Source organism: Bacillus sp. 204(2023) (assembly GCF_037027505.1).
In the GTDB taxonomy this organism is placed as follows: domain Bacteria; phylum Bacillota; class Bacilli; order Bacillales; family Bacillaceae; genus Bacillus; species Bacillus subtilis.
In genome coordinates, this window is the sequence record NZ_JAXCHE010000004.1 from 136,166 (window position 1) to 160,669 (window position 24,504).

The following is a 24,504-nucleotide window of genomic DNA, read 5'->3' on the forward strand; positions in this document are numbered from 1 at the left end:
CTATGGATTTTAAACAAGAGGTATTAGACGTTTTAGCAGAGGTTTGCCAGGATGACATCGTAAAGGAAAATCCTGATATTGAAATTTTTGAAGAAGGTTTGCTTGATTCTTTTGGAACAGTAGAATTGCTGCTTGCGATTGAAAACCGTTTTGATATTTTAGTGCCGATCACTGAATTTGACCGGGACGTTTGGAATACACCTAACAACATTGTAAATCAGCTGTCTGAGTTGAAATAATGAAAAAGCGTTTTTTCGGTCCAATTATTTTGGCGTTTATTCTATTCGCAGGCGCCATCGCAATTCCATCTTCATGGCTGACAGGCTTCATCACCGATAAACGTGTGAAAGAGTCAGCAACAGCCTTGAATCCGAGTATGTTTCAAGGGCTATATTTACAAGATCAGATGCTCAAAGATCCGACATATCTTCCGATTTACGGGTCTTCTGAGCTTTCTCGGCTGGACGAGTTCCACCCATCTAATTATTTTCAGGTAAACAATGAGGGATTCACGCCATACCTTGTCGGCAAAGGCGGATCCCAGTCATTGATTCATTCTTTAAACTTCGCTGCCCATATGGATCAGCTGAAGGGCAAAAAAATCGTATTCATCGTGTCTCCGCAATGGTTTATTAAGCGCGGGTCTGATGAACAGCATTTCGCGCCGAACTATTCTGCGCTGCAAGGGCTTGATTTGGCATTTAACGATCAGATCGACCCTGAAATTAAAAAGAAAATGATGAAACGCATGCTGCGCTTCAAGGCTGTGCAAAACGATGCCATTCTTTCTGAGCTGTACAAAGCAATAGTAAACGGCCAGACGTGGAAAGTGAACGCGCTGAAGCCGGCGGCGAAAGTGTATTACAGCATGCTGGAAAAGAAAGATCTGTATTATTCAACGACAGAATCATCCGGGCCAAAGCGTTATATCTCGCAGTCAGTAAAGGATAAGTCATGGTCTGAATTGAATAAACTGGCGGATCAATCAGGCAAACGCCACTCCGGGTCTAACGATTTTCACATCGACAACCCTGTCTATAAAAAGCTGAAGCCGAAAGTGCCTAAGCTGAAAGGGAAAAACAAAGGAAGATCGTATGCGGTGTCACCGGAATATGGCGACTTTGAAATGATGCTCGATATCCTGAAGGATGCGGGCGCAGAGCCTATGTTTGTCACCATTCCGGTTAACGGGAAATGGTACGATTACACGGGCTTCCCGAAAAAAGGACGCACTGACTATTACAAAAAGGTAAATAAACAAATCAGAGCGAAGGGCTTCCAGGTTGCTGATTTCTCAAGGCATGAATATGACCCGTATTTCATGAAAGACACCATCCACATCGGCTGGAAAGGCTGGGTGTATGTCGATAAAGCAATTGACGAATTTTATAAAACCGGAAAAGTCACTTCATCCTGAGCATCTCATAGGACGCGGCTGCATATTTCCTGCTAAGATTTGAAATAGTAAAGGAATTACAGCCAACTTAATTAAGAGGTGTTACATCCAATGAAGATGACAGGCAATACGGTTTTAATCACAGGGGGTTCTGCTGGCATCGGGCTTGAACTGGCCAAGCGCCTGCTGGAGCTCGGCAATGAAGTTATCATTTGCGGACGCAGCGAAGCGCGTCTTGCAGAAGCGAAGCAGCAGCTCCCAAACATCCATACAAAGCAATGTGATGTTGCAGACCGTTCGCAGCGGGAAGCATTGTATGAATGGGCTTTAAAGGAATATCCGAACTTGAATGTTCTCGTCAACAACGCCGGCATTCAAAAGGAAATTGACTTTAAAAAAGGGACAGAGGAGCTTTTTGTGGACGGCGATGAAATTGAACTTAATTTCCAAGCTCCTGTCCATTTATCCGCCCTTTTCACACCTCATTTGATGAAGCAGCCTGAGGCGGCAATCGTTCAGGTCACATCCGGGCTTGCGTTTAACCCGTTAGCTGTTTATCCGGTGTACTGCGCAACAAAAGCAGCACTTCACTCGTTCTCGCTTACGCTCAGACACCAGCTCCGCGACACGAGCGTGGAAGTGATTGAAATGGCACCGCCTATGGTGGACACGGGCTTAAACCAAAAATCACGCGATAAACAAGGCCTGACGTACCGGGGCATTTCATCTGAAGAATATGTTCAATATTTCTTGGACGGCTTGAAGGAAGGCAAACAGGAGATTACAAATGAACGTGTTGAAGGTCTTCGGGATGCCACTCGCGCCGATTATGACAGGTTATTCGATCAAATGAACACGCAGGAGAATTAATTTCTCCTGCTTTTTTCATATGAATTTCTTACAAATTTGAGCAAACCTATTGCGATTATTTGTTGAAGGTATACAATAGAATATAATTATTTTCAAATAAGTTTGATAATATAAACAATTTAACAGCAGGGAGATTGACCATGACTAAACAAACAATTCGCGTTGAATTGACATCAACAAAAAAACCGAAACCAGACCCAAATCAGCTTTCGTTCGGAAGAGTGTTTACAGACCACATGTTTGTAATGGACTATGCGGCAGATAAAGGTTGGTACGATCCAAAAATCATTCCTTATCAGCCCTTATCAATGGATCCGGCCGCAATGGTCTATCACTACGGCCAAACCGTGTTTGAAGGGTTAAAGGCTTACGTGTCAGAGGATGACCATGTCCTGCTTTTCAGACCGGAAAAAAATATGGAACGCCTGAATCAATCAAACGACCGCCTCTGCATCCCGCAAATTGATGAAGAACAGGTTCTTGAAGGCTTAAAGCAGCTTGTCGCAATTGATAAAGACTGGATTCCAAATGCGGAGGGCACGTCCCTTTACATCCGTCCGTTCATCATCGCAACCGAGCCTTTCCTTGGTGTTGCGGCATCTCATACGTATAAGCTCTTGATCATTCTTTCTCCGGTCGGCTCTTATTACAAAGAAGGCATTAAGCCGGTCAAAATCGCTGTTGAAAGTGAATTTGTCCGTGCGGTAAAAGGCGGAACAGGAAATGCCAAAACCGCAGGGAACTACGCTTCAAGCTTAAAAGCGCAGCAGGTTGCCGAAGAGAAAGGATTTTCTCAAGTGCTTTGGCTGGACGGCATTGAGAAGAAATACATCGAAGAAGTTGGAAGCATGAACATCTTCTTCAAAATCAACGGTGAAATCGTAACGCCGATGCTGAACGGAAGCATCCTGGAAGGCATTACGCGCAATTCAGTCATCGCCTTGCTTAAGCATTGGGGCCTTCAAGTTTCAGAACGAAAAATTGCGATCGATGAGGTCATCCAAGCCCATAAAGACGGCATCCTGGAAGAAGCCTTCGGAACTGGTACAGCAGCAGTTATTTCCCCAGTAGGCGAGCTGATTTGGCAGGATGAAACACTGTCAATTAACAATGGCGAAACAGGGGAAATCGCAAAAAAACTATATGACACGATTACAGGCATTCAAAAAGGCGCTGTCGCAGACGAATTCGAATGGACGACCGAAGTTGCAGCGCTGACTGAAAGCAAATAAGAAAAAAGCCGGCCCATTACAGGCCGGCTTTTTTTACGCTTCAATTTTGTTGAAAAACTGCGGCAGATACGCTTTGTGCGCCTCCAGCATTTCGTCTAAAATCTGTTTGGCCACAGTATCGGACGGGACAAGCGGGTTAATCGTCATGGCAAGGAGCGCAATTTGATAGTCACCTGTAACTGCCGCTTCTGCCGCGACACGTTCAAAGGATTTGATTTGCTGGACAAGGCCGCGGACAGACACCGGCAAGTCGCCGACAGCAATTGGCTTAGGGCCGGTTTTCGTCATCACACAGTTCACTTCAACTGCGGAATCGTCTGGAATACTCGCTATTGCACCATTATTGATCGTGTTCACCGGCTGAATGTCATGTTTATCATTATAAATGGAGCTGATTAAGTTACATGCTGCATCACTGTAGTAAGCCCCGCCCCGTTTTTCCAGCTGCGGCGGTTTGATCGCAAGGTTAGGATCTTTATAAAGCTCGAACAGCTCTTTTTCGACCTTCTGTACGACTTCAGCGCGGGTGCCCTCTGTTTGTGAAGCTTCCAGCTCGTGCTCCAGCATCTCTTTTGTTTTGAAATAGTAACGGTGGTAGCCGCAAGGGATGACATTGAGCGCTTTTAAGAAATCCGGTTCCCATTCGGCGCCCGAGATGTTTTTCATCGTCATCGCGTTTTTCGGGTCGCCCATCGCCTCGATGACTTGCTCCTTCACACTTACGCCGTCCAAGAAAACATCCAGCCCAAATACCATATGGTTCAGTCCGGCGAATTGGACTTCTACGCGGTCCACATCTACATCAAGCGCTTTGGCTACGCCCATTTTGATGCCAATTGGAACATTACAGAGACCGACGACTTTCTTCAGGTTGGAGTAGCGAAGCAAGGCTTCTGTTACCATGCCGGCAGGGTTTGTGAAGTTAACAAGCCAAGCGTTCGGGCAAAGCTCTTCTATGTCCTTTGCGATCTCAAGGATGACCGGAATTGTGCGCAATCCTTTAAACAGGCCTCCCGGGCCGTTTGTTTCCTGGCCAATCACTCCGTATTTTAGTGGAATGCGCTCATCCTTTGCTCTTGCCTGCAAAAGTCCGACGCGAAATTGAGTCGTGACAAAGTCTGCGTCTTTCAGCGCTTTTCTCCGGTCGAGCGTAAGATGAATGTCAATCGGGACGCCAGCTTTTTCAACCATCCGTTTGGCGAGTGTGCCGACAATATTCAGCTTTTCTTCGCCCTCAGGGATATCGACGAGCCATAATTCGCGCACAGGCAGCTCATCATACCGTTTAATAAACCCTTCCACTAGCTCGGGCGTATAGCTTGAACCTCCGCCAATCGTTACAATCTTCAATCCTTTTGTCATATGCTTGCTCCCCTTTGCTCGGTGATTTTTTCATATAACTCAATGATCTCTGCAGCCATATCCTTCACTGTCATTGCATTCATTAAATGATCCTGTGCATGAACCATCAGAAGCGTCATTTCTGTCTTTTCTCCGCCCGCTTCATTTTGGATCAGCTCTGTCTGATAATGATGGGCTTTTGACAATTCTTCAGCAGCGTCTTGAAGCTTTTTCCGCGCTTCTTCTGCGTCACCGCTTTTCGCAGCGGCAATGGCCTCCATTGCGGAGCTCCTACCGTTTCCTCCGTGAAGGATGATTTGAAAAATGATTTGTTCCATTTCCTCATTCACGCGATTCACTTCCTTTCTCTACAGAGCCGCTTCTTTGTCATCTGATGCTGCAGGCGTTTGGACCAGCTCCAGATCGTTTTCTTCTTTCAGCTTCTGCTTATCCCACATTCTGAAGAATGGATAGTAGACAACAAAGGACACGGCAATATTAATGGCTTGCATGACCGCGCCTGAGACTTTTCCTCCTGTCGCCAAGTAGCCTGAAAAGATCGGCGGCATGGTCCACGGCACTGCGATACCCGCCGGTTTGGCGACAAGGCCGGTGCTCATTCCGATGTACGTGAGTGTCACTGTGACAAGCGGCGTGATGATAAACGGAAGTAAGAGCATTGGGTTCATGACGATCGGCATTCCGAATATAATCGGTTCGTTAATATTGAAGATGGCCGGGCCGACCGCAAGCTTCCCGAGCTGCTTCATTTGTTTGCTTCGGGCGCGCAGGAACATCGTGACAACCAGTGCCAATGTGGCGCCGCTTCCGCCGATATTGACCCAGATATCGAAAAATTGCTGGGTGAAAATCTTAGGAAGCTCCTCACCGGCTTGGAATGCGATTCGGTTGGCATCCATTGCGCCGTACCAAATCGGTGCCATGACGCCGCCGACAATGTTAGCACCGTGAAGGCCGCAGGCCCATAAAAGCATTTTGACGGCTTCGGCGACAAGGCTTCCTCCCAGGCTTCCTCCCAGAATGGAAAGCGGAGTCCCCAATAAAACGCTTACAATATTATGAAGACTTTCAAACGGTGTCGCTTCAACAATCAGCCGGGCTGCCCAAATCAGGAAGATAACGGCAAAGCCGGGGATTAACGCGACAAATGACTTGCTTACCGCCGGCGGAACACCGTCCGGCATTTTGAAGACTAAATTGCGCTGGATAATGAGGCGGTAAATCTCTGTGGACACCATTGCGATAATCATGGCGACAAACAGGCCTTTGCTTCCCATGAGCGAAAGCGGAATCCCGCCGCCAACCATGATTTCTTTCGTCGCGCCATCCGGCATAAACGGCACTTGATAAGGTGTTGCTAATAAAAATGCCGCAAGGGAAATGGCTCCGGCCGACAAGGCATCAACGCCGTATTTCTCGGCGAGCCGGTAGGCGATGCCGAACGCGGCGACAAGACCCATAATTTCAAAGGTCGCGTCGACTGGGTAGGCCAGCTTTTCAGACCAGGAGCTGCCAAACGTTTTTGCCATAAACTCAGCGTATCCCGGGATCGGGAGGTTGCCAATGATGAGGAAAAAGGAACCGATGATAATCAGGGGCATCGTGAGGATGATACCATCACGCAGCGCCTGCAAATGACGCTGTCCCGCAATTCTTCCCGCTATAGGCATGACCTTTTCTTCTAAGATCTGATTGACTTTATTCACATAGCCCGCCCCTCTCTATGACACATGTCCAAGCTGTTCAGCTGATTTCAGCACTTCCGCCCCGTTGCACGTGCCATAATGGACGGTATTAATGACGTCTACCGGAACCCCCTTTGACTCTCCTAATTTTTTGAGCTGCGGAAGCATGTAACGGACTTGCGGACCGAGAAGCAATACATCCGCTTTATCGATATGATTTTGTACAGAATCGCCTGAAACTGCCCAAATGGTATAGTCTTTTCCCTGTTCCTGCGCACTTTTTTCCATCTTGCTCACCAGTAAACTAGTAGACATGCCTGCTGCACAAACGAGTAATATATTCATGTAAAAGACCCCCTAGAGTTTGATCAATTTTGTAATGTCCTGCTGTTGCTATCATCATATTATGAAATCGCTTTCATAAACACTCAGGGTTTTTCCGCAGGCAACGGAAAAAAGGTATATACAGGCTGTCAGCTCAGCATTTTTTGGTCAAACACATCCGAAAGCTCTTGATATGAACGGCATTTGACCAGCTGGTTCACCGCCGCCGGGTCATCCAAAATGCTGCCAAGCAGTTTATACATGCTTTGCAAATCCGCTTTGTTCTCCTTTTCGACACAAAGCAGACAGACAAATTGAACTCGCTGACTCTCCCAATCGATCGGTTTTTTGAGCGTACAAACGGCCCAAAACGTTGTTTTCGTCTGTGGAACAAGCGGGTGCGGGATGGCAACAAGATTGCCAAAACACGTAGGCGACATGTCTTCTCTTTCAAAAATGGAATCTATGATTTCTTCATCGGCAAAGCCGCATTCGACCGCTTTCTGCCCTAAAAATTGAATCACTTCTTCTTTTGAGCGCAGATCCTCCTGAAAAAAAACGAGTTCTTTTTTTAGGTAGCGATTGGCTTTTTCCTTTTCATCACTCAGAATAGATTCTATTTTTGTAAAGTCAGTTCCGCCTAAGATGGTGTTAACCTTCAGTACTGGTACAGGGAGCTCTTTTTTAATCGGAATGGTGCTGATGACAAAATCAATTGATTCGTAGGACATTTGATCAAGACTATAATATTCAGCCGTTCCAAGAATATCGAGCCGCTTGCCGAAATGGGAACGCAGTTTTTCGCGCAGAAGCTGGGCGCTTCCGGCACCCGATGCGCATACAATGATACAGCGTTTCGGCGGACTTTCTGTTTTTTTTCGTTCAATCGCGGCGCCAAAGTGGAGGGCCAAATATCCAATTTCGTTTTCATGAATCTCAATACCCGTTTGTTCCTTTATCACGATTCCGGCTATGATCCCGGCTTCAAAAGCGAGTGGATAATGTTCCTTGATCGCTGCGAGCATCGGATTTCGAAGATTCATGCCGTATCGGTTGCGGCTGATCGCCGGCTTCATATGCAGGGCCAAGCCGATTTTCAGCTCTTTGTCATGCAGGATGCCAAGCTTCAGTTCACGATCAACAGCTTTGATCATGGCAAGTGTCAGCTGATCGGTTTCTTCTTCTATTGAAAATGTGTCCTCTCCGCATTGTGTCATTCGTTTTGTGCCAAGGAGATGCATGGCGATGTAGGCCGTCTCGTCTTTCGGAAACGTAACGGCAAGCGCTGATTCCAGCTCTTTTACGATGGCTTCTGCAGCCCGGTATTCTTTTTGATGCAGGATATGATCCATATCTTTCGGGAAAAGAGATACATAGTTTTCCGTTCTGATCCGTTTACAGGCGATAGCAATATGGATAATGAGGTTATTCAGTCCCATGTTGGACAGAGGGATGCGGTCGTTTTTCATTTTTTTCAAGATGGCGGAACGGATGATCTCAATTTCTTCTTTTGGCAAAATATCAGCCTTTTCATTCAAAACATCTATCTCCGTTTCTCTTTCATCAACAATGTACTCCGCCATACAGTACCTCATCTGTACCTCGTCCCCGCGCAGCTTGAAGCCGTAATTCGGGCGTGTTTCCATGACAATGCGGTAAGGCAGCAGACGTTTCTTTACTTCCTTTAAATCCGTTTGGAGTGTAGATTTTGAGATAAATAGTTCTTCAGCCAGTTCATCGAGCTTGAGATAATGGTCCGCCAGCAGCAGACGTTTCATAAGATAGGCCATTCTCTCCTCCGGCAATACCGGCAGGCCCTTTTTTTGCTGAAATACATCTTGCAGCAGTGTTCTGAATACTTGCTCGTCATCAATGCGGAGCTTGTAGCCGGAGCCTCTTACAGATTGTACAAAGGCACCGTGGCCGCTTAGCACACCTTGCAGTTCCTTTATATCATTGCGGACTGTCCGCGTCGTTACGTTTAATTGCGCGGCAAAAAACGAACTTGTCACCGGGGCTTCAGCCGCCATCAGCAAGCGCAGAATATCACGAAGTCGCCCATGAAGCATGAGAAAAACCTCCTATCTAGTCGATGCAGGGATTCAGTGAATAGGCAGAAAGGATGATGAAGGGATGCGAAATGTATATAAATTCTATAATGGAGAGAATGGCAAGTCAATGAACATCCGGAGGACTAGAGGGAAAACTGACCTATAAAAAAACAGCCGGGATCAGCCGGCTGTTCTAGATGCGGACATATTCTTTTGTTTAGACGCCTTTCGGTCCTTCATGATTTTTCGAACAATCGGGTAAATGACCGGCGCCCATTTGATAACGGTTTTGATCATCTTTTTCAAAGCTCCGATTCTCCCTTCTTTTTTCTCAACCATTCCCCTGATTGCCTCTTCCTTAAACATGCTAACGCGACACGTACCTGTTTCCCGTCACCCAGAAACGCCATGGATAATCGCGTGCCTCCCCGCTGTTGTCAATGCCGATGCGCGGGCCGGTTGAAATTGCTTCCGGTGTGTACCCGCTTTCGATGTAAAGCGGCTGTTCCGTGATCCAGCGTCCGTAGTCATTCATCGTGACGCCAAGCGCTTTCGTCAGCTTTCCAGGCCCGTTTGTCCATTCCCTCGGACTCCTGCCCGGCCTTCTCTCCTCCATTAACAGCTGGCCTTCATGCGGCTCAATCGCCCTGATTAATACCGCTTGCGGGACATCCTCTTCCGCGGCAACGACATTCAGCAATGTATGGGTGTGCATCACATATGTATATACCCGCCCAGCTTCTGCAAACATGATCTCAGTCCGCTTCGTCCGGCGGTTGTTAAAACTGTGTGCCGCTCTGTCTCCAGCCCCCATATAGGCCTCTGTTTCCACAATATAGCCTGACGCTGTGCCTTCGTCTGTTTCTTTTACAAGAAGGCAGCCCAGAAGCGATGGGGCAAGCTCAAGAGCGGTTTTTTGATAAAACGTGATGGGCAGCGGATTTTTTTCTCTTGTCACGAATCGACCTCTCCTTTTACCGATTTTTGTACATTGTACCATTCCCGAAGCAGATCAAAAAAAACGGCTGTTTTAAAATCTTTCCATTCAGGGAATATTGTTACCGTTCAAAAAAGGAGGGCCAACCATTGAAAGATGATCATCAAAACAAGCAGCACCAATCAAATGCCCAAGGGAGCGAGGAAGCGCTTTCTCATAAGACATCCGGGAAAAACGAGTCAGAGGATACCTTAACGAATAGGCAGGGGCATCCTGTTACTGACAACCAGAATGTGAGAACCGTCGGGAATAGAGGGCCTACAACACTTGAGAACTATGATTTTCTCGAAAAGATCAGCCACTTCGACCGGGAACGCATGCCAGAGCGGGTTGTTCATGCCAGGGGAGCAGGTGCACATGGATATTTTGAAGCGTACGGAAGCTTCGGAGACGAACCGATTTCAACATATACACGGGCCAAACTCTTTCAGGAAAAAGGCAAGAAAACACCGGCATTTGTCCGTTTTTCAACTGTGAATCATGGAAAACACTCGCCTGAAACATTGAGAGACCCGCGCGGTTTTGCTGTAAAGTTATATACAGAAGACGGAAACTGGGATTTGGTCGGAAACAACCTGAAAATCTTTTTTATCCGCGACCCGCTGAAATTTCCGGATCTTGTGCACGCATTTCAGCCTGATCCAGTGACCAACATCCAGGATGGTGAACGTATCTTCGATTTCATTTCTCAATCTCCTGAAGCCACACACATGATCACCTTCTTGTTTTCGCCTTGGGGCATTCCGGCCAACTACCGGCAAATGCAGGGTTCAGGCGTACATGCCTATAAATGGGTGAATGAGGAGGGCAAGGCCGTTCTCGTGAAATACCATTTTGAACCGAAGCAGGGCATCCGCAACCTGACACAGAAGGAAGCAGAAGAGATTCAAGGGAAAAACTTTAACCATGCCACACAGGATTTATATGACGCGATTGAAAATGGCGATTATCCAGAGTGGGAAGTGTATGCTCAAATCATGAGCGATGATGAGCATCCTGAACTGGACTTTGATCCTCTTGATCCAACAAAACTGTGGTATAAAGACGATTTCCCATGGAAACCGATCGGCAAATTGGTGCTGAACAAAAATCCGGAAAACTACCATGCGGAAGTGGAGCAAGCTTCATTTGGAACGGGGGTGCTTGTCGACGGGCTTGATTTTTCCGATGACAAACTGCTTCAGGGACGGACGTTTGCCTACTCTGATACGCAGCGCTACCGTGTAGGCGCAAATTACCTGCAGCTTCCGATCAACTCGCCAAAAAAGCATGTCGCCACCAACCAGGAAGGCGGGCAAATGCAATATCGGGTCGATAGAGCAGAAGGACAAAACCCGCACGTCAACTATGAGCCATCCATTATGGGCGGGCTGAAGGAAGCGAAGCAGGACGGAAAAGACCATACGCCGCATGTCGAAGGTGATGTAAAGCGTGAAGCGATTGACAGAACAAACAACTTCGGACAGGCTGGAGAAACGTACCGGAGATTTACTGAATTTGAGCGGAACGAATTGATTACGAATTTGGTGAATACGCTTTCTACGTGCCGAAAAGAAATTCAGGATCAAATGATTGAGAATTTCACAAAAGCTGATCCTGACTACGGAAAACGCGTAGCAGAAGGGCTAAAAAAGGTTTCCGAGAACAACAGCAACGGGCCGATCGGCACAACTGAAACGGAACAGGCTGCAAAGCAGGCTGAACAGGAGAGCCACCCATCTGATCCGTATTAACAACAGCGAACAGGGCTTTTTTTGAAGCCCTGTTTTTTTATTTTTCTATTGAAACGCTTTCAACAATTGTGTTGTACTGGAAGGAAAGGGGTGGAGAGATACGATGGAATTACAGCAGGACTTGATTCCTCAGAAAAAAACAATCGGCGCTTTAGATCACGCCGTTTTTTTATGCATGGTATTTTGTTTCTGGTTTTCAGGCTATATTTACGTTCCTGTATTCAGTCTGTATTTGGAGGATCTGCACTTTTCATATGGCGCAATCGGCATCATTCTCGGCAGCTACGGGGTCACGCAAATCCTTCTGCGATTCCCACTCGGCCTTTTGTCAGACATCCTATTTTCCTTGCGCAAGCAATTGTTAATTTCCGGGTTCGGCTTTTCTGTCCTCAGCAGCCTGCTTTTTCTGATGTTTGATTCTTTCTTCTTCGTGCTGGCCGCCCGGCTTTTCGCGGGAATCACTGCTTCTATGTGGGTGATGGCGACCATTTTATACGCACATTATTTCAACAATGGCAATGCATCAAAAGCAATGGGCATCATGCAGTTTTTTACCGTCATGCCTCAGTTTGCCAGCATTGTGTTCTGCGAGCTCGCCGTAGCCCATTTAGACAGGCAGCTTCCATTTTGGATGGCGCTGGCAGCCTCTGCCGCAGGTTTGGTGATCTGCTGCTTTATTAAGGATCCGTCTGCTCCTCCCGCAAACCGTGACACCATTCGTGTCAATCAATACATCAAAGATACATTACGGCTGCCAAAGCTGAAGCTTTTCACCATCCTGTCTATGACGGCCCATGCCGTATTATTTATCACAGTGTTTGGTTTTACGCCGCTTTACATGAATCAGCTCGGAATGGGCGACGCGGAGCTGCTTTGGGTGATGAGCGCCTTTTTCCTCCCACACGCAGCCGCCACATTAAGCTTTGTGTTTCTGCGCTTTACAAGACGTATCGCTTACTCCGTGATGCTCATTAGTTTCGCTGTCACCGGGGTCTGTTTGCTATACGTTCCTTATTCAGCTGCATTGTTCACGGTTTGCATCACACACGCCTGTATTGGGCTGGCGCTCGGCTTCGTTTTTCCTCTGCTGCTAAGCCATGTTGTCGAAATCAGTTCTGCCCGATTAAAAATGTCAGTGATGGGGTTTTATCAATCATTTTATGCGCTAGGCATCTTCCTCGGGCCCCTTCTTGCCGGAAAAATCGCACAGCTTATCGGGCTTGCGGGAGTTTTTTATGGAGCCGGGTCTCTGGCATTTGCCGCCTTTTTTGTGATGCTCGCGCAAAAACGTAACATGATCAATTAATAGCTTTCATACCGCCGGAAGCGCCACACAGAAAACACGGCCAGAAGCATGATGCACAGAATGGAGAAAGTGAGTGACCATCCGAAAAAATCTGCCCGCTCTCCATGAAGAAGGATATGCTCCGCCTGCTTGCAAATCTCAGCCGGAAGCCACTTCGCACCATCTGGAAATAGTGAAACAGCAAAGGAAACGGCTGCTGTGAGCCCGATCCCGCAAGCGGCAGCTGCTCCGACAGACCGGAATATCGTACTTCCGGCAAGGCCGGCGGTCACAATAAATATCACCCAAAGCGCGTAAAGGCCAAGGCTTGCGGCAAAGCGGCTGAATGATGCGTCCTCAAACAGCAGCCGAACGTAATAATAAGCAAGCCCGTATCCAGCTGCAAACGACATAATGCCGATCACGCTTTGGATGAGCCATTTACTCACGATATAATGGGCTGCCGTCACAGGCCGCGACATAATCAGCGCTGTTACCCCTTGATTTCTTTCATTGGCTACACTGCCCATCACGCTGAAGATGACCAGAGCCATGCCAAGCGTGTTGAATTGAGAAAGCGTGCTAACCATCACTTCAGACCCGGAGGGCGTCGTAAAACTAATTTTCATGCCGTCAGGAAGGTTCCCTCCATGTGCGATGATTTCCGGCATATAATAAATGGTCAGCGGCTGTGTCAGCCCCACGATCATCATCGCAATCGGCAGCCAGATCAGCTTGCCGCTTTTCCACCCTTCCAGCCATTCTTTCTGCAATAGCGCCATCATCACCTTCATGCGTGCACCACCTTTAGATAGACGTCTTCTAGAGACTCCGTTTTCTGTTCAAATCGGGTGACGGTCAATCCCTTTCGGATACAGTCACTTAATAATGACCGGCCAGCGTGTATATCAGGCAGCTCGAAAACAGCTTGGGACGGATTCTTATAGACAATAGCTGAGACGTAAGGCTTCTCTTCAAGCCAGCCTTCCAGCTTCTCTTTCACTGAAAGGGTAAAAACGTTCGTTTGCTGCTGTTGTTTCAGCTCCTGTAACTCGCCTTTCCATGAAATTTCACCGTTTTTCATAATCACCACTTGATCACACACCTGCTCTGCATCGTGCAAAACATGTGTAGAAAACAGAACGGCCATATGCTTTTTCAGCTCCCGCATCATGTCCAGCACCTCGAATCGCCCTGTCGGATCAAGTGCAGACACCGGTTCATCCAATATCAAAAACTTCGGTTTATGGAGCAGTGCCTGTGCCAGACCGAGTCTTTGTTTCATGCCTCCTGAATAGCCTCCGATCCTTTTGTGCGCCGCTTCGTGCAAACCGACAAATTCCAGCATCTCGCCAATTTCCTCTTGGCATTTTCTCTTCGAAAGGCCGGACAGTCTTCCGGCAAATGTTAAAAATTCGTTTGCGGTCATCCATGAATAAAAAGCAGGATACTGCGGGAGATACCCAATCAAACGCCGATCCAGCTTTTTTTCTCCTAACAGCTTAATGTTTCCGGAGGTTGGCGAAAGCAGTCCGGCAAGCATTTGCAGAGTCGTGGTTTTGCCGGCTCCATTAGGTCCTAATAGTGCGACACACTCATTTTCATTCACGTGAAAACTAACATTCTTTACAGCTTCATGATGCCTGTACGATTTGCATAATGATTCAATAGACAGCATATCGGCTTACCTTTGCTTTCTGCCGACGGTAAAAAACAAAATCGGCCCGATAATATTGATACATACGATGATTGCAGCCCACATCCACTTTGGCCCGTTCGTCCGCTCTTCTTTTATACAGCTGATGAGGGCAAACACCGCCAAAGCCAGCTGTAATACAATCAGAGGCAAAATCATTTCCCAAGAAATATTCATTGCTTGATCCCCCTTTTCTTCCGATCCGGCCTAATGACAAAAAAGTAATAACAAATCAGAGGCATCGGTGCTGTAATCAGTCCGACAATCCCCCAAACCCATGCCATGCGATTTCGTTTTTTCGCATCAATAAATAAAAAGATTCCCTGCGCCAATACGATGAGATAAGCCGCAACCATGATGACAATTTCTGTTTGTGTCATCGGCGCTCCACCTCGCATTCACCGAGATGTCTTTTTTTCTCAGCCGCAATCAAAATCGGCAGCACCGCAAGCACACAAACCTGAAGCACAATAAACACAGCAGGAACTTGAGTGAAAGCTAAGATTGCAGCACTCACAACCATCAGCGCACAAAATACAAATAAAATGATCTCTTGAAGAAGTTTTTTTCTGTATTCAGCTTTCATTTGTGACAGCTGGTGAAGCAGTTCTTTTTGAGTCGGTATAGAGGGATTGGCTGTTTGATCAATTTTTTTCCATTCTGACTTTAAATGATCAGAAAGCTTTTCTTTATTCATCGTCCCACTCCTTTCTGATTTGCTGGAGCCCTTTATGAACTCTGGACTTTACAGTGCCTTCTTTGATTTGAAGCATCATCCCTATTTCGGCATAGGTATAGCCGTAGTAATGCCTTAATAAAACTGGTGTGCGCAGTTTAGGGTCCAGCTTTGAAAACAGATCGAGCGTTTCGCTCCACACTGCCCCTTTCGCCGACACGTCCCACTTGATCTTGCGGATTGTTTCCTCCGTAACTGTCTGATTCCGTTTCCATTCTCTCTTTCTCTTTTTCTGGTGATCGAGATAGAGCCGCGATGCAATGGAGATCAGCCATGTGGAGAATTTTGAACGGCCCTGAAAGCTTCTTAAATGGATGTACCCTTTCAGAAAGGTTTCCTGAACAAGTTCCTCGCTGAGATCGGGGCGAAGGGAAAGCTTTAACAAATATTTATATAAAAAAGAATAGTGATAGTGGAAAAGGGCTGTAAACGCCTCGTCGTTTCCCTCTTTCGCCTGCTGGATCAGCCGCTGTTCTTCATGTGTATCCAATGACCGTGATCCCCCCTTTTTTGTTTTTCTGCCTTATGAGACGACACCGGATTCAAAAGCGTTCATCTTTTTTACAATTCTTTTCAGCCATTGACAGATCAAGCTTCCCGGCCGTTTGGCTGCATATCCTTATTTGTAAACCCCCACATAGTCTGTTAAGCTATGACTTTATGTCGATTTCAAAAAAACATCCAATATGGAGGACGATGCATTGAAAGTAGAAAGGCGAACGATTGAATATATTCCGAATGAAGAAAGACATGGTAAAGCGAAAGATTTATTTCCCGTATGGTTCGGGGCTAATATGCATATCACCACGTTAGTGACTGGCACGATTCCCGTTGCAATGGGACTTAATCTGTTTTGGAGTGTTGCCGCTATTATTTGCGGAACCTTAATCGGTGCCATATTTATGGCGTCTCATTCCGCGCAAGGCCCTCAGCTTGGCATCCCGCAAATGATTCAAAGCCGTGCCCAATTCGGCGTAATCGGAGCGATTCTTCCCCTCTTCTTAGTCATGTTTATCTACCTTGGTTTCTTCGCAAGCAGCACGATTCTGGCGGCCGGAACCTTAAGCAGCTTTGTTCCCATCCCGGGATCATGGAGCATTATAGGCTTAAGCGCCGTATGTTTTTTACTCACGATTTTCGGCCATGATTTGATTCACAAAATGCAAAAAATCCTTTCTTGGACCTCTTTTGCTGTATTTTTTGCTGCAACGATTCTCATTTTTCAATTGCCGATTCCAGCAGGCAGCTGGATTCCCGGAGCGATTGATCTGCCAATTTTCTTGGTGGCAGTCAGCGCAGTTGCGACGTGGCAGCTTGCCTACGCGCCGTATGTTGCCGATTATTCAAGATATCTGCCAGTTAAAACACCGGCTTCAAAAACATTTTGGTACAGCTATGCAGGTACATCTGTCAGCTCCATCTGGATGATGCTGCTCGGCGCATTGCTGACAACCTCACTTCCTGACTTTACGGCAAACTCAGGCAGCCAGATTGTCCAATTGTTCGGTCCCTTCTCGTTTATTATGCTGATCATTGTGCTATTTGGGCAAATGGCAATCAATGTTTTTAACCTTTATGGGGCTTTCATGTCCACGACAACAACGCTGGAGCCGTTTCTGAAATTAAAAGTCACGCCCAAAGTCAGAATCATCATGATCCTGGGTGTCACGCTTGTCGGCACAGTCTTAAGCCTACTGGGACAGAGCAATTTTATGGAACTGTTTTTGAATTTTATCTTTTTCATCAGTTATTTCTTAATTCCGTGGACGGCAATCAATTTAGTCGATTACTACTTCGTCCGCCACGGAAAGTATCAAGTCAAAGCCATGTTCGACGTAAACGGGCCTTATGGAAAGGTCAATTGGATCACCACAATTGCGTTCGTTCTGTCTATCTTGCTGGAAATTCCGTTTATCAACACAAGCTTTTACATCGGACCGCTTGCCAAAATGTTTGGCGGCGGAGACATCGCATGGATTATCGGCTTGGCCGTGCCTTCTGTGCTTTACTATGTATTAATGAAACCGCGTCTGAAAAAACGGGCGGGGTATCAAGAAAAGCTGTCTTCTCTCTGAAGACAGCTTTTTTATCATTCAAATCGTTTCCACACGCGGGGCAGGATGTCAGATAGCTCATGAGCGAGCAACGTATGAGCGGAGTGCTCGTCCGTCCAGAGCTCGGCGCACGCACCATGCAAATAGACCGCGTTTAATATGGCGTGCTTTGGATCTTCATGGCAGCAGAGCATGCCTAATATCATGCCCGTCAGTGTGTCACCGGTTCCGCCCTTGGCGAGCGCCCCGTTTCCGGTTGGATTGAGCCAGCAGTCTCCATCAGGAAACGCGATGACGGTTTGGTTTCCTTTTAACACAATGACAGTCTGCAGCTGAGCCGCCCATTCCTTTGCATATTCCGCTCTTTTTTTCTGCAATTCGTTCACGGGCATCCCTGTCATTCGGGAAAACTCGCCCGGGTGCGGCGTAAGGATGACGGGGGCCTCCCGTTTCGGATATGTGCGCTTCGCCAGCGCTCCGGCATCCAAAATAACAGGGCAATCAGCCGTAAGCACATGATCGACTGCCTGCTGTACGCTTTCCGTTTGCGGAAGGCCCGATCCGATGGCAATGGCCCGGTACGTCTCTTCAAGCTGAGCATCCGCCGCCTTTTTCCAACCGTCACGCCAATAGGTCGCCTCGGGCAAAACAGGAACAATTAGCGGAATTACGCTTTCTGATGTACCGATGACAAGCTTGCCGAGACCGCTCCGCATGGCCCCAAGCCCTGCAAGCAGCGCTGCCCCCGGCATGTCGTCACTTCCAGCCAGCAGCAAAGCCGTACCGTACGTGCCTTTATGGCTCTCCGCATCTCTTTCAGGAAGCGTGGCCCTTACATGCTCTTCCGTCCAAAATGGAACATTCATCTCTATCCCTCCTCTGCTTTCTTTTCCTATTTTTCCTGTCCCTTTTCTTTTTCAAACAAAAAAGACAGCCTTTTAGGGCTGTCTTCCAGATTGTTGACAACATCCTAAAACAGTTTTTGTTTTAGGATGTTGTCATCTTTTCAGCGTGATTGAAAACCCTTGAAGTCTAGAAAGGACGAGCATTGGAGCAGACTTTCACAGGATGTGATGACAGCGGTGTTTGGGCAGGACGCCTAAGCATTTAGCCGCTGTTCCTTAGTCATTCGTGAGCACCAACGCGCAGGACTGACAACGAATGCGAGGGTTTGTCGACACGATGAAAGACAGCCTCAGGGCTGTCTTCTATTTTACAGGAACATCAAGGTGATATAGGCGGCTGTACCGTTCGTTTGCCGCCAGAAGCTCCTCATGGGTTCCTTCCATTTCTGTTTTGCCGTTTTCGAGAAATACGATTTTATCAGCCGCTTCCACTCCCGCGAGATGGTGGGTAATCCATAAAATCGTTTTTCCTTTCAGCACCTCAAACACCGTTTCCATCATTTCACGTTCGGTAATAGGATCGAGGCCGACTGTTGGCTCATCGAGGATGATGATCGGTGTATCCTGCAGCAAAATCCTCGCAAGTGCGATCCGCTGGCGCTCTCCACCGGAAAAACGGATGCCGGTTTCTTGTACAGAGGTATGATATCCGTCAGGCAATGACTCAATGTAGTCATGCAGCTTGACCTGCTTTGCGGCGCGGCGCACATCCTCGTCGCTTGCTTCTCCGTTTCCGAGCCTGATGTTGTTCAAAATACTTGTATCAAACAGGTGCGGTTTTTGATTTAACACGGCCACCGCATCCGCAATCTGATCCTTTAACAGCGCTGTCTCCACTCCGTTTAACGTCACAGAACCGGAGTCCGGTTTCAAGGCGCCTTCGATTAATGCAAGCGATGTTGATTTCCCAGACCCGCTTCGGCCGAGCAGCGCCATTTTTTCTCCTTGGCGCAGCGTAAAGGAAAAGTTGTCAAGCACTTTGCTGCTGTTGTCATAAGAAAACGTCACATCACGAAAGGCCAGAGTGACATCTTGAAGATCGAGCATTTGAGCCCCTGATTCTGTTTGTGACGCCTCCGGCTGAGGAGCCACCTTGTTCATGCGTCTGATAGAATCCTGATAGCCCGGCACTTCGCCTAAGGCATCCGAAAGCGGCAATAAGGCTTCCGTCAACGGAAACACCACTAGCACAAAAGCGGCAATCATCGTTTTAGCGAGCTCGCCGTCCGCTTGCTGTCCCGCTGTCCAAAACAGCATCAGCAAAATAAGGCCGGCGACAAGGCATTGCGCAGCAAAGTCCCGCCATCTCGTAAAACGTTGTTTTTTCCGTTCAAGCTCAAACCAATCATGTTCCTCTTTTTCATAGGCATCAATAAACGCATGCCGGCGTCCGCTGAACATCCAGTCGCTGACACCCATCACAGCATCTGTCAGACGGCTGTACAGCACATTCCGTCCGCTTTTCAGCTTCGCATTCTTCGCTCTCGTCACGAGCAAAGACACAACCGGAAACAATACAACAAGAACAAACAAATAAAGCGCAAGCAATATGGCAAACGGCCAAGAGAAGAAGCCGAGCGCTATCACTGACACAGCATACAGGAGCAAGGCTGAGATTGCAGGAAAAATCGTTTTTAAGAAAGCATCCTGCAAATGCTCAATATCCTCAGACAAAATGCCGAGCATATCCCCCGTGCGAAAACGGGAACGCAGCATCAAAGCACCCGGCTCAAGCATATTGTAAAGGCGGACGCGCAGGTCGGATACGATTTTCAAAATGATGTGATGCCCGACGAGCCGTTCCACATATCGCGACACAGACCGCGCAATCCCAAAGGTGCGCACTGCGACAATCGGCACATAAATGAGCAGAATGTTTTCCGGCCTTGTCGCCGCTTTAGAAATCAAAAAACCTGAGGTGAACATGAGAAAAGCAGCAGAAAAAATCGTCACCCCGCCCAAAAAGATAACCAGAACGAACAGGCGGGCATTTTGCTTGATATACGGCAAAATCCATTCTTCTTTCTTCATGCTCTTTCCCCCAGTTGTGCCTTCACGAGTTTGGTATACACACCGTTTTTCTCCAGCAGTTCATTGTGAGTCCCGATTTCCGCAACCCTGCCCCCGTCCAGCACGATAATTTCGTCCATATCGAGCATCCAGTGAAGGCGGTGAGTCGCGAGAAAGACGAGCTTATCCTCAAATAAATCCAGCATCGTTTCTTTTATTTCATATTCTGTTTCGATATCAAGATGGGCGGTCGGCTCATCCAGCAGCAGGATCGGACGGTTTCCCAAAAAGGCGCGGGCCAGCGCGACACGCTGTGCCTGGCCGCCGCTGAGCGCCCGGCCGCCTTCCCCGATCCGCCCCTCTAATCCTTCAGGAAGGCTATCCACCAGCTCCGCCAGTCCCGCCGCAGCAGCAGCACGGGCTGTATCCTCTGCCGAAGCGCTTGGATGGTAGAAGCGAATGTTGTTCCCAAGCTTATCATCAAAAATGTACGGATGCTGAGGGATGTAAAGAAGGTTCTTCTGCCAGCTGCCGTCCTGCAAATGGGACCGGCTTGTACCATTAACCTCAATCATCCCGCCATCCGGCTCTAAAAATCCGCCGAGAATATCAATTAATGTTGATTTTCCGGCGCCGCTTGCACCGATAATGCCGATTTTTTTCTTGCCCTTAAATGAGAGATGAATATCAGACACCGAACGGCCGACTGACACGCCTGACAGCTTCAGCTCATCCTGATCGGACCAAGCTTCGAGCTGAAGCGGCGTCTCTTCTTTAAAACCAGGTTGCGACAAAATCTCTTGAATGGTTTTTCCTGCTTCCTGGCCGTTCAGCGTTGCATGATAATCATTCCCCACTTCCCGCACCGGCAAAAAATACTCAGGCGCCAGAATAAGCGCCGTTAAAGCAGGGCCAAGCAAAATATCGCCGTCAATAAGGCGCAGGCCCAGAAATACTGCGACTGTCGCCACCGACAGCATCGTGAAAAAATCGAGGGCGAATGATGACAAAAACGCCACCCGGAGTGTGCTCATCGTTGCCTTGCGATACCGCTCACTCACATAGAAAATATTTTTGCTGTGTGACTTGCTCAAACCTAGGAAACGCAATGTCTCCAGCCCGCGAAGAGAATCAACAAAATGATTGGAAAGTCTCTGATAGGATTTCCACTGACGATCCGCTTTTCTCTGCGCGACAAGTCCGAGGAGAATCATAAAGATGATCAGAATCGGCATAGCAACGACTAAAATGATGGCTGATGTCTGATCCTGAAAAAACACATAAATGACAACTGCCGCAGGCACAATCGCCATGCTGACCATTTTCGGCAGAAACAGCTCCAGGTAGCGGCGGAACTGGCTGATGCCTTCCATCGCCAGCGTCACCATTTGCCCCGTCCCCTCTTTCTTTGCAAAGCGGGGGCCTAATCGGAACAGCTGATCAAGAAAACTTTTTCTCAAATCTGCTCCTGTCCGGGCGGCGTATTGATAGACGATTTTCTGGCGCGCCACCGTCACCCCGTGCCGGGCGATAAAAGCGATGAGGAAAAAGCCGATCACCGGAAAAAGGGAGGTAATGCCCTTCCCGTTGAACAGTCCGGTTACGGCCTCACTCAGCCACTCTGCCTGCATAATAATGGCGGCTGTCTGAATCAACGTTAAACTAGTAATCAAGGTGAGAATCCGCTTCATTCCTTTATATCGAAACAGGTCTTTTCCCATTAATAAGTCATAGGCTCCTTATGGCTGACGCGCTTCCGGAAGACATAATAGCTCCAGATCTGGCTGCCGATGACGAACGGCAATAGCGTTAATGCTGCAATTGACATGACTTTAAGCGAATAATCTCCGGAAGAAGCGTTAGCTACTGTTAAATCGTATGCGCTATGAAGCGAGCTGACCATTACGCGAGGGAATAGGGAAATAAAGATCATTCCCACAGTCAGCGCCAGACCAGCGCCTGTCATCCCAAATGTCCAGCCGTCTTTTTTCTTACGAATAAATACAGCCGCGAGCATAAAGCAGATGACAATCAAAACAGTGAGCGGAATGGTAATCTCGCCGCGGCGTGTAAACATGTCTGTCTGATACGCAGAAAGGGCCGCGAAGGCAAGAACCGCTATAAAAACAACACCCATTATCTTTTGCGCCATTTTCCGGGCGCGGTTTTGCAAATCACCAATCGTACGCAGCGTGATAAACATTAATCCATGCTGGAAGCAAAGAAGTGTTACCGTCACACCGCCAAGTATAGAATATACATTGATATAATCAGATACATGTGCGTGAATGTTCATGTCGGCATCAATCGGCATCCCGCGGAATAATGTCGTGAACAGCACACCAAGCACAAACGGAGGAATCAGACTGCCGAAGAAAACGACCCAGTCCCAAACCTTTACCCATTTTAAATGATCCACCTTGCCGCGGAACTCAAACGCGACCCCGCGGCCCATTAACGCAAGCAGCACTATGACAAACGGGATGTAGTAACCGCTCAGCATCGTTGCATACCAGTTTGGGAATGCCGCGAAGATGGCGCCTGCGCCAGTCAAAAGCCACACTTCATTCGCGTCCCAGAACGGCCCGATCGTATTGATCAGCACTCTGCGATCTAATTCATTATGGCCAAGAAAACGTGTCGCCATGCCGACACCGAAATCAAAGCCCTCCAAAAAGAAGAATCCTACAAACAATACAGCAACGAGTATAAACCAAAGATCATGAAGAGATGCCATGGTATACCTCCTGACTAAATGGATCTGTTGATACAGGCACATCATGATGATTATCATGCTCCGCACCTTTTTTAATCTCACGGATAAACAAGAAGACAAGCAGCGCGCCCAGAATCATGTACATCACACCGAATGCGATGATTGAGAATAACAGGGAGCCCGCAGTTACGTTAGGCGACACAGATTGAGCGGTTGTCATTAAGCCCATAACCGTCCAAGGCTGACGTCCGATTTCTGTCATAATCCAGCCCGCGGAGTTCGCAAGAAACGGGAAGGAAATCAACGCGATCATGATGCGCAAATACCATTTGCTGTTTTCAAGCTTTTTGCGGCGGTTCAGCCAGAGGCCGCCTAACGCAGCAAGAATCATGACAACGCCTGCGCCAACCATGATGCGGAAGCTCCAGAATGTCGTTTTCACTGGCGGAATGTAGTCGCCTTTTCCGTATATTTTTTCGTACTCAGCCTGAAGGGTTTTCATCCCTTTGACACTTCCGCTGAATTTCTGATAAGCCAAGTAGCTCAAGGCATAAGGAACTTTGATTTCATTTGAGCTTTTTTCATTTTTTGTATCGATCGTCGCAAAAGCGGTCCAAGCAGCAGGGTCACCGCTGTCTTCCCATAGGCCTTCACTGGCAGCCATTTTCATCGGCTGTGATTCCATCAAGTGCTCAGCCTGCATGTGTCCGCTAAGGCCGACGCCAAGACCGGCACAAAGGCCGACGATCATTGCGAGTTTAAAAGATTGTTTAAAGAACGGCACTTCTTTTTTCTTCAGCAGTTTAAAAGCACTCACTCCGGCAATAAAGAAAGCTCCAGTGGCAAGCGCACCGAAAATGACGTGCGGGAATTCAACCCAGAGCTGAGGGTTTGTAATCAACGCGCCAAAATCATTCATTTCCGCGCGGCCGTTTTTAATCGTAAAGCCGACCGGCTCCTGCATAAAGGAGTTTGCTGTTAAAATCCAGAAAGATGACATGATCGTTCCGAATGATACGAGCCATATGCAGAGAGCGTGAATTTTCTTCGGCAGGCGGTCCCAGCCAAAAATCCATAATCCGATAAAAATAGATTCCATGAAAAACGCCAATAATGCTTCAATCGCAAGCGGAGCGCCAAATACATCTCCGACAAAACGGGAGTAATCAGACCAGTTTAGTCCAAACTGGAATTCTTGCAAAATCCCCGTTACAACACCGACTGCGAAATTTATTAAGAATAAGTGTCCCCAAAACTTTGCCATTTTGAGATACAGCTCATTTTTCTTTACAAGATAAAGAGTCTCCATCAACGCAACCATAAACACAAGCCCGATAGACATCGGCACAAACAAGAAGTGAAACAACGTTGTTGATGCAAATTGTATGCGGGCTAATACCAATTCACTCATGCTTTCTCCTCCATTTCCGGTTGAAACTGTTAATTTGCTCA

At 47.6% G+C, this 24,504-nt stretch carries 25 protein-coding genes; 7 read left to right on the top strand and 18 right to left on the bottom strand.

The window, feature by feature from the left end:
- The first annotated feature begins 2 nt into the window (after window positions 1-2).
- The 4 genes from dltC (at window position 3) to WA279_RS10255 (ending at window position 3,498) form a co-directional block, all read left to right on the top strand.
- On the top strand, window positions 3-239 hold the full coding sequence (gene dltC, locus WA279_RS10240; RefSeq protein ID WP_003227325.1) for a D-alanine--poly(phosphoribitol) ligase subunit DltC: 237 nt from the start codon (window positions 3-5) through the stop codon (window positions 237-239).
- Window positions 239-1,417 (top strand): D-alanyl-lipoteichoic acid biosynthesis protein DltD, encoded by a 1,179-nt coding sequence (dltD, locus tag WA279_RS10245; protein ID WP_336155336.1) that lies wholly within the window; start codon window positions 239-241, stop codon window positions 1,415-1,417. Before dltC ends, dltD begins: the two co-directional genes overlap by 1 nt.
- 90 nt (window positions 1,418-1,507) lie before the next feature.
- On the top strand, window positions 1,508-2,266 hold the full coding sequence (locus tag WA279_RS10250) for an SDR family oxidoreductase (RefSeq protein WP_192858094.1): 759 nt from the start codon (window positions 1,508-1,510) through the stop codon (window positions 2,264-2,266).
- Between the two features lie 140 nt (window positions 2,267-2,406).
- Entirely contained in the window at window positions 2,407-3,498 is a 1,092-nt protein-coding gene (locus WA279_RS10255; RefSeq protein ID WP_336155337.1) for a branched-chain amino acid aminotransferase, read from the top strand.
- A gap of 33 nt (window positions 3,499-3,531) precedes the next feature.
- Here the strand turns inward: WA279_RS10255 and licH are convergent, their stop codons facing one another.
- The 7 genes from licH to WA279_RS10290 form a co-directional block, all read right to left on the bottom strand.
- A complete protein-coding gene (licH, locus tag WA279_RS10260) occupies window positions 3,532-4,860 on the bottom strand; it encodes a 6-phospho-beta-glucosidase LicH (protein WP_336155338.1) in 1,329 nt (442 codons plus the stop codon).
- Window positions 4,857-5,189 carry a PTS lichenan transporter subunit IIA gene (licA, locus tag WA279_RS10265; RefSeq protein WP_003227313.1) on the bottom strand — a complete coding sequence of 111 codons (333 nt, stop codon included), beginning with the start codon at window positions 5,187-5,189 and terminating at the stop codon, window positions 4,857-4,859. Before licA ends, licH begins: the two co-directional genes overlap by 4 nt.
- Window positions 5,190-5,207: 18 nt before the next feature.
- Complete coding sequence (gene licC, locus WA279_RS10270; RefSeq protein ID WP_015250911.1) at window positions 5,208-6,566, bottom strand: PTS lichenan transporter subunit IIC; 1,359 nt, start codon at window positions 6,564-6,566, stop codon at window positions 5,208-5,210.
- 15 nt (window positions 6,567-6,581) lie between these two features.
- Window positions 6,582-6,890: a PTS lichenan transporter subunit IIB gene (licB, locus tag WA279_RS10275; protein WP_003218755.1), complete on the bottom strand. Its 309-nt coding sequence runs from the start codon at window positions 6,888-6,890 to the stop codon at window positions 6,582-6,584.
- A 128-nt stretch (window positions 6,891-7,018) separates the two neighbouring features.
- Window positions 7,019-8,938, bottom strand: a complete 1,920-nt coding sequence (licR, locus tag WA279_RS10280) for a transcriptional regulator LicR (RefSeq protein WP_063334872.1) — start codon at window positions 8,936-8,938, stop codon at window positions 7,019-7,021.
- Window positions 8,939-9,100: 162 nt separating this feature from the next.
- Entirely contained in the window at window positions 9,101-9,259 is a 159-nt protein-coding gene (locus WA279_RS10285; RefSeq protein ID WP_009968374.1) for a hypothetical protein, read from the bottom strand.
- A 28-nt stretch (window positions 9,260-9,287) separates the two neighbouring features.
- Entirely contained in the window at window positions 9,288-9,878 is a 591-nt protein-coding gene (locus WA279_RS10290; RefSeq protein ID WP_003227303.1) for a DNA-3-methyladenine glycosylase, read from the bottom strand.
- Between the two features lie 128 nt (window positions 9,879-10,006).
- Here WA279_RS10290 and katX point away from each other — a divergent pair, with 128 nt between their 5' ends.
- Together katX and WA279_RS10300 are read left to right on the top strand one after the other, a co-directional pair.
- A complete protein-coding gene (gene katX, locus WA279_RS10295; RefSeq protein ID WP_336155339.1) occupies window positions 10,007-11,650 on the top strand; it encodes a catalase KatX in 1,644 nt (547 codons plus the stop codon).
- 103 nt (window positions 11,651-11,753) lie between these two features.
- On the top strand, window positions 11,754-12,956 hold the full coding sequence (locus tag WA279_RS10300) for an MFS transporter (protein WP_336155340.1): 1,203 nt from the start codon (window positions 11,754-11,756) through the stop codon (window positions 12,954-12,956).
- Here the strand turns inward: WA279_RS10300 and WA279_RS10305 are convergent.
- Genes WA279_RS10305 through sigY form a run of 6 tightly spaced genes read right to left on the bottom strand, consistent with a single transcriptional unit; the run spans window position 12,953 to window position 15,857 of the window.
- Window positions 12,953-13,729: an ABC transporter permease gene (locus WA279_RS10305; RefSeq protein ID WP_021480961.1), complete on the bottom strand. Its 777-nt coding sequence runs from the start codon at window positions 13,727-13,729 to the stop codon at window positions 12,953-12,955. The two genes, WA279_RS10300 and WA279_RS10305, sit on opposite strands and share 4 nt — an antisense overlap.
- A complete protein-coding gene (locus WA279_RS10310; RefSeq protein WP_032725109.1) occupies window positions 13,726-14,613 on the bottom strand; it encodes an ABC transporter ATP-binding protein in 888 nt (295 codons plus the stop codon). Before WA279_RS10310 ends, WA279_RS10305 begins: the two co-directional genes overlap by 4 nt.
- Before the next feature lie 6 nt (window positions 14,614-14,619).
- On the bottom strand, window positions 14,620-14,808 hold the full coding sequence (yxlE, locus tag WA279_RS10315; protein ID WP_003227293.1) for a sigma Y negative regulator YxlE: 189 nt from the start codon (window positions 14,806-14,808) through the stop codon (window positions 14,620-14,622).
- Window positions 14,805-15,011 (bottom strand): sigma Y negative regulator YxlD, encoded by a 207-nt coding sequence (yxlD, locus tag WA279_RS10320; protein WP_060399803.1) that lies wholly within the window; start codon window positions 15,009-15,011, stop codon window positions 14,805-14,807. The genes yxlE and yxlD overlap by 4 nt, the downstream gene beginning before the upstream one ends.
- The gene (locus tag WA279_RS10325) at window positions 15,008-15,328 is read right to left on the bottom strand and encodes a YxlC family protein (protein ID WP_336155341.1); all 321 of its coding nucleotides are present in this window, start codon (window positions 15,326-15,328) and stop codon (window positions 15,008-15,010) included. Before WA279_RS10325 ends, yxlD begins: the two co-directional genes overlap by 4 nt.
- Window positions 15,321-15,857, bottom strand: coding sequence for an RNA polymerase sigma factor SigY (sigY, locus tag WA279_RS10330; RefSeq protein ID WP_336155342.1), 537 nt, complete (start codon window positions 15,855-15,857; stop codon window positions 15,321-15,323). The genes WA279_RS10325 and sigY overlap by 8 nt, the downstream gene beginning before the upstream one ends.
- A 211-nt stretch (window positions 15,858-16,068) precedes the next feature.
- Here sigY and WA279_RS10335 point away from each other — a divergent pair, with 211 nt between their 5' ends.
- Window positions 16,069-17,442, top strand: coding sequence for a cytosine permease (locus WA279_RS10335; protein WP_003244111.1), 1,374 nt, complete (start codon window positions 16,069-16,071; stop codon window positions 17,440-17,442).
- Between the two features lie 14 nt (window positions 17,443-17,456).
- On the opposite strand, the gene WA279_RS10340 is transcribed toward WA279_RS10335, so the two are convergent.
- The 5 genes from WA279_RS10340 to cydA all read right to left on the bottom strand — a co-directional run bounded on the left by WA279_RS10340 (window position 17,457) and on the right by cydA (window position 24,463).
- Window positions 17,457-18,287: an NAD(P)H-hydrate dehydratase gene (locus WA279_RS10340; protein WP_125121047.1), complete on the bottom strand. Its 831-nt coding sequence runs from the start codon at window positions 18,285-18,287 to the stop codon at window positions 17,457-17,459.
- Between the two features lie 342 nt (window positions 18,288-18,629).
- The gene (gene cydC, locus WA279_RS10345; protein ID WP_336155343.1) at window positions 18,630-20,357 is read right to left on the bottom strand and encodes a thiol reductant ABC exporter subunit CydC; all 1,728 of its coding nucleotides are present in this window, start codon (window positions 20,355-20,357) and stop codon (window positions 18,630-18,632) included.
- Window positions 20,354-22,057, bottom strand: a complete 1,704-nt coding sequence (gene cydD / locus WA279_RS10350) for a thiol reductant ABC exporter subunit CydD (RefSeq protein WP_336155344.1) — start codon at window positions 22,055-22,057, stop codon at window positions 20,354-20,356. The genes cydC and cydD overlap by 4 nt, the downstream gene beginning before the upstream one ends.
- Window positions 22,057-23,073, bottom strand: coding sequence for a cytochrome d ubiquinol oxidase subunit II (cydB, locus tag WA279_RS10355; protein WP_336155345.1), 1,017 nt, complete (start codon window positions 23,071-23,073; stop codon window positions 22,057-22,059). The genes cydD and cydB overlap by 1 nt, the downstream gene beginning before the upstream one ends.
- Window positions 23,057-24,463 (bottom strand): cytochrome ubiquinol oxidase subunit I, encoded by a 1,407-nt coding sequence (gene cydA / locus WA279_RS10360; protein ID WP_003243795.1) that lies wholly within the window; start codon window positions 24,461-24,463, stop codon window positions 23,057-23,059. The genes cydB and cydA overlap by 17 nt, the downstream gene beginning before the upstream one ends.
- Between the last annotated feature and the right edge of the window lie 41 nt (window positions 24,464-24,504).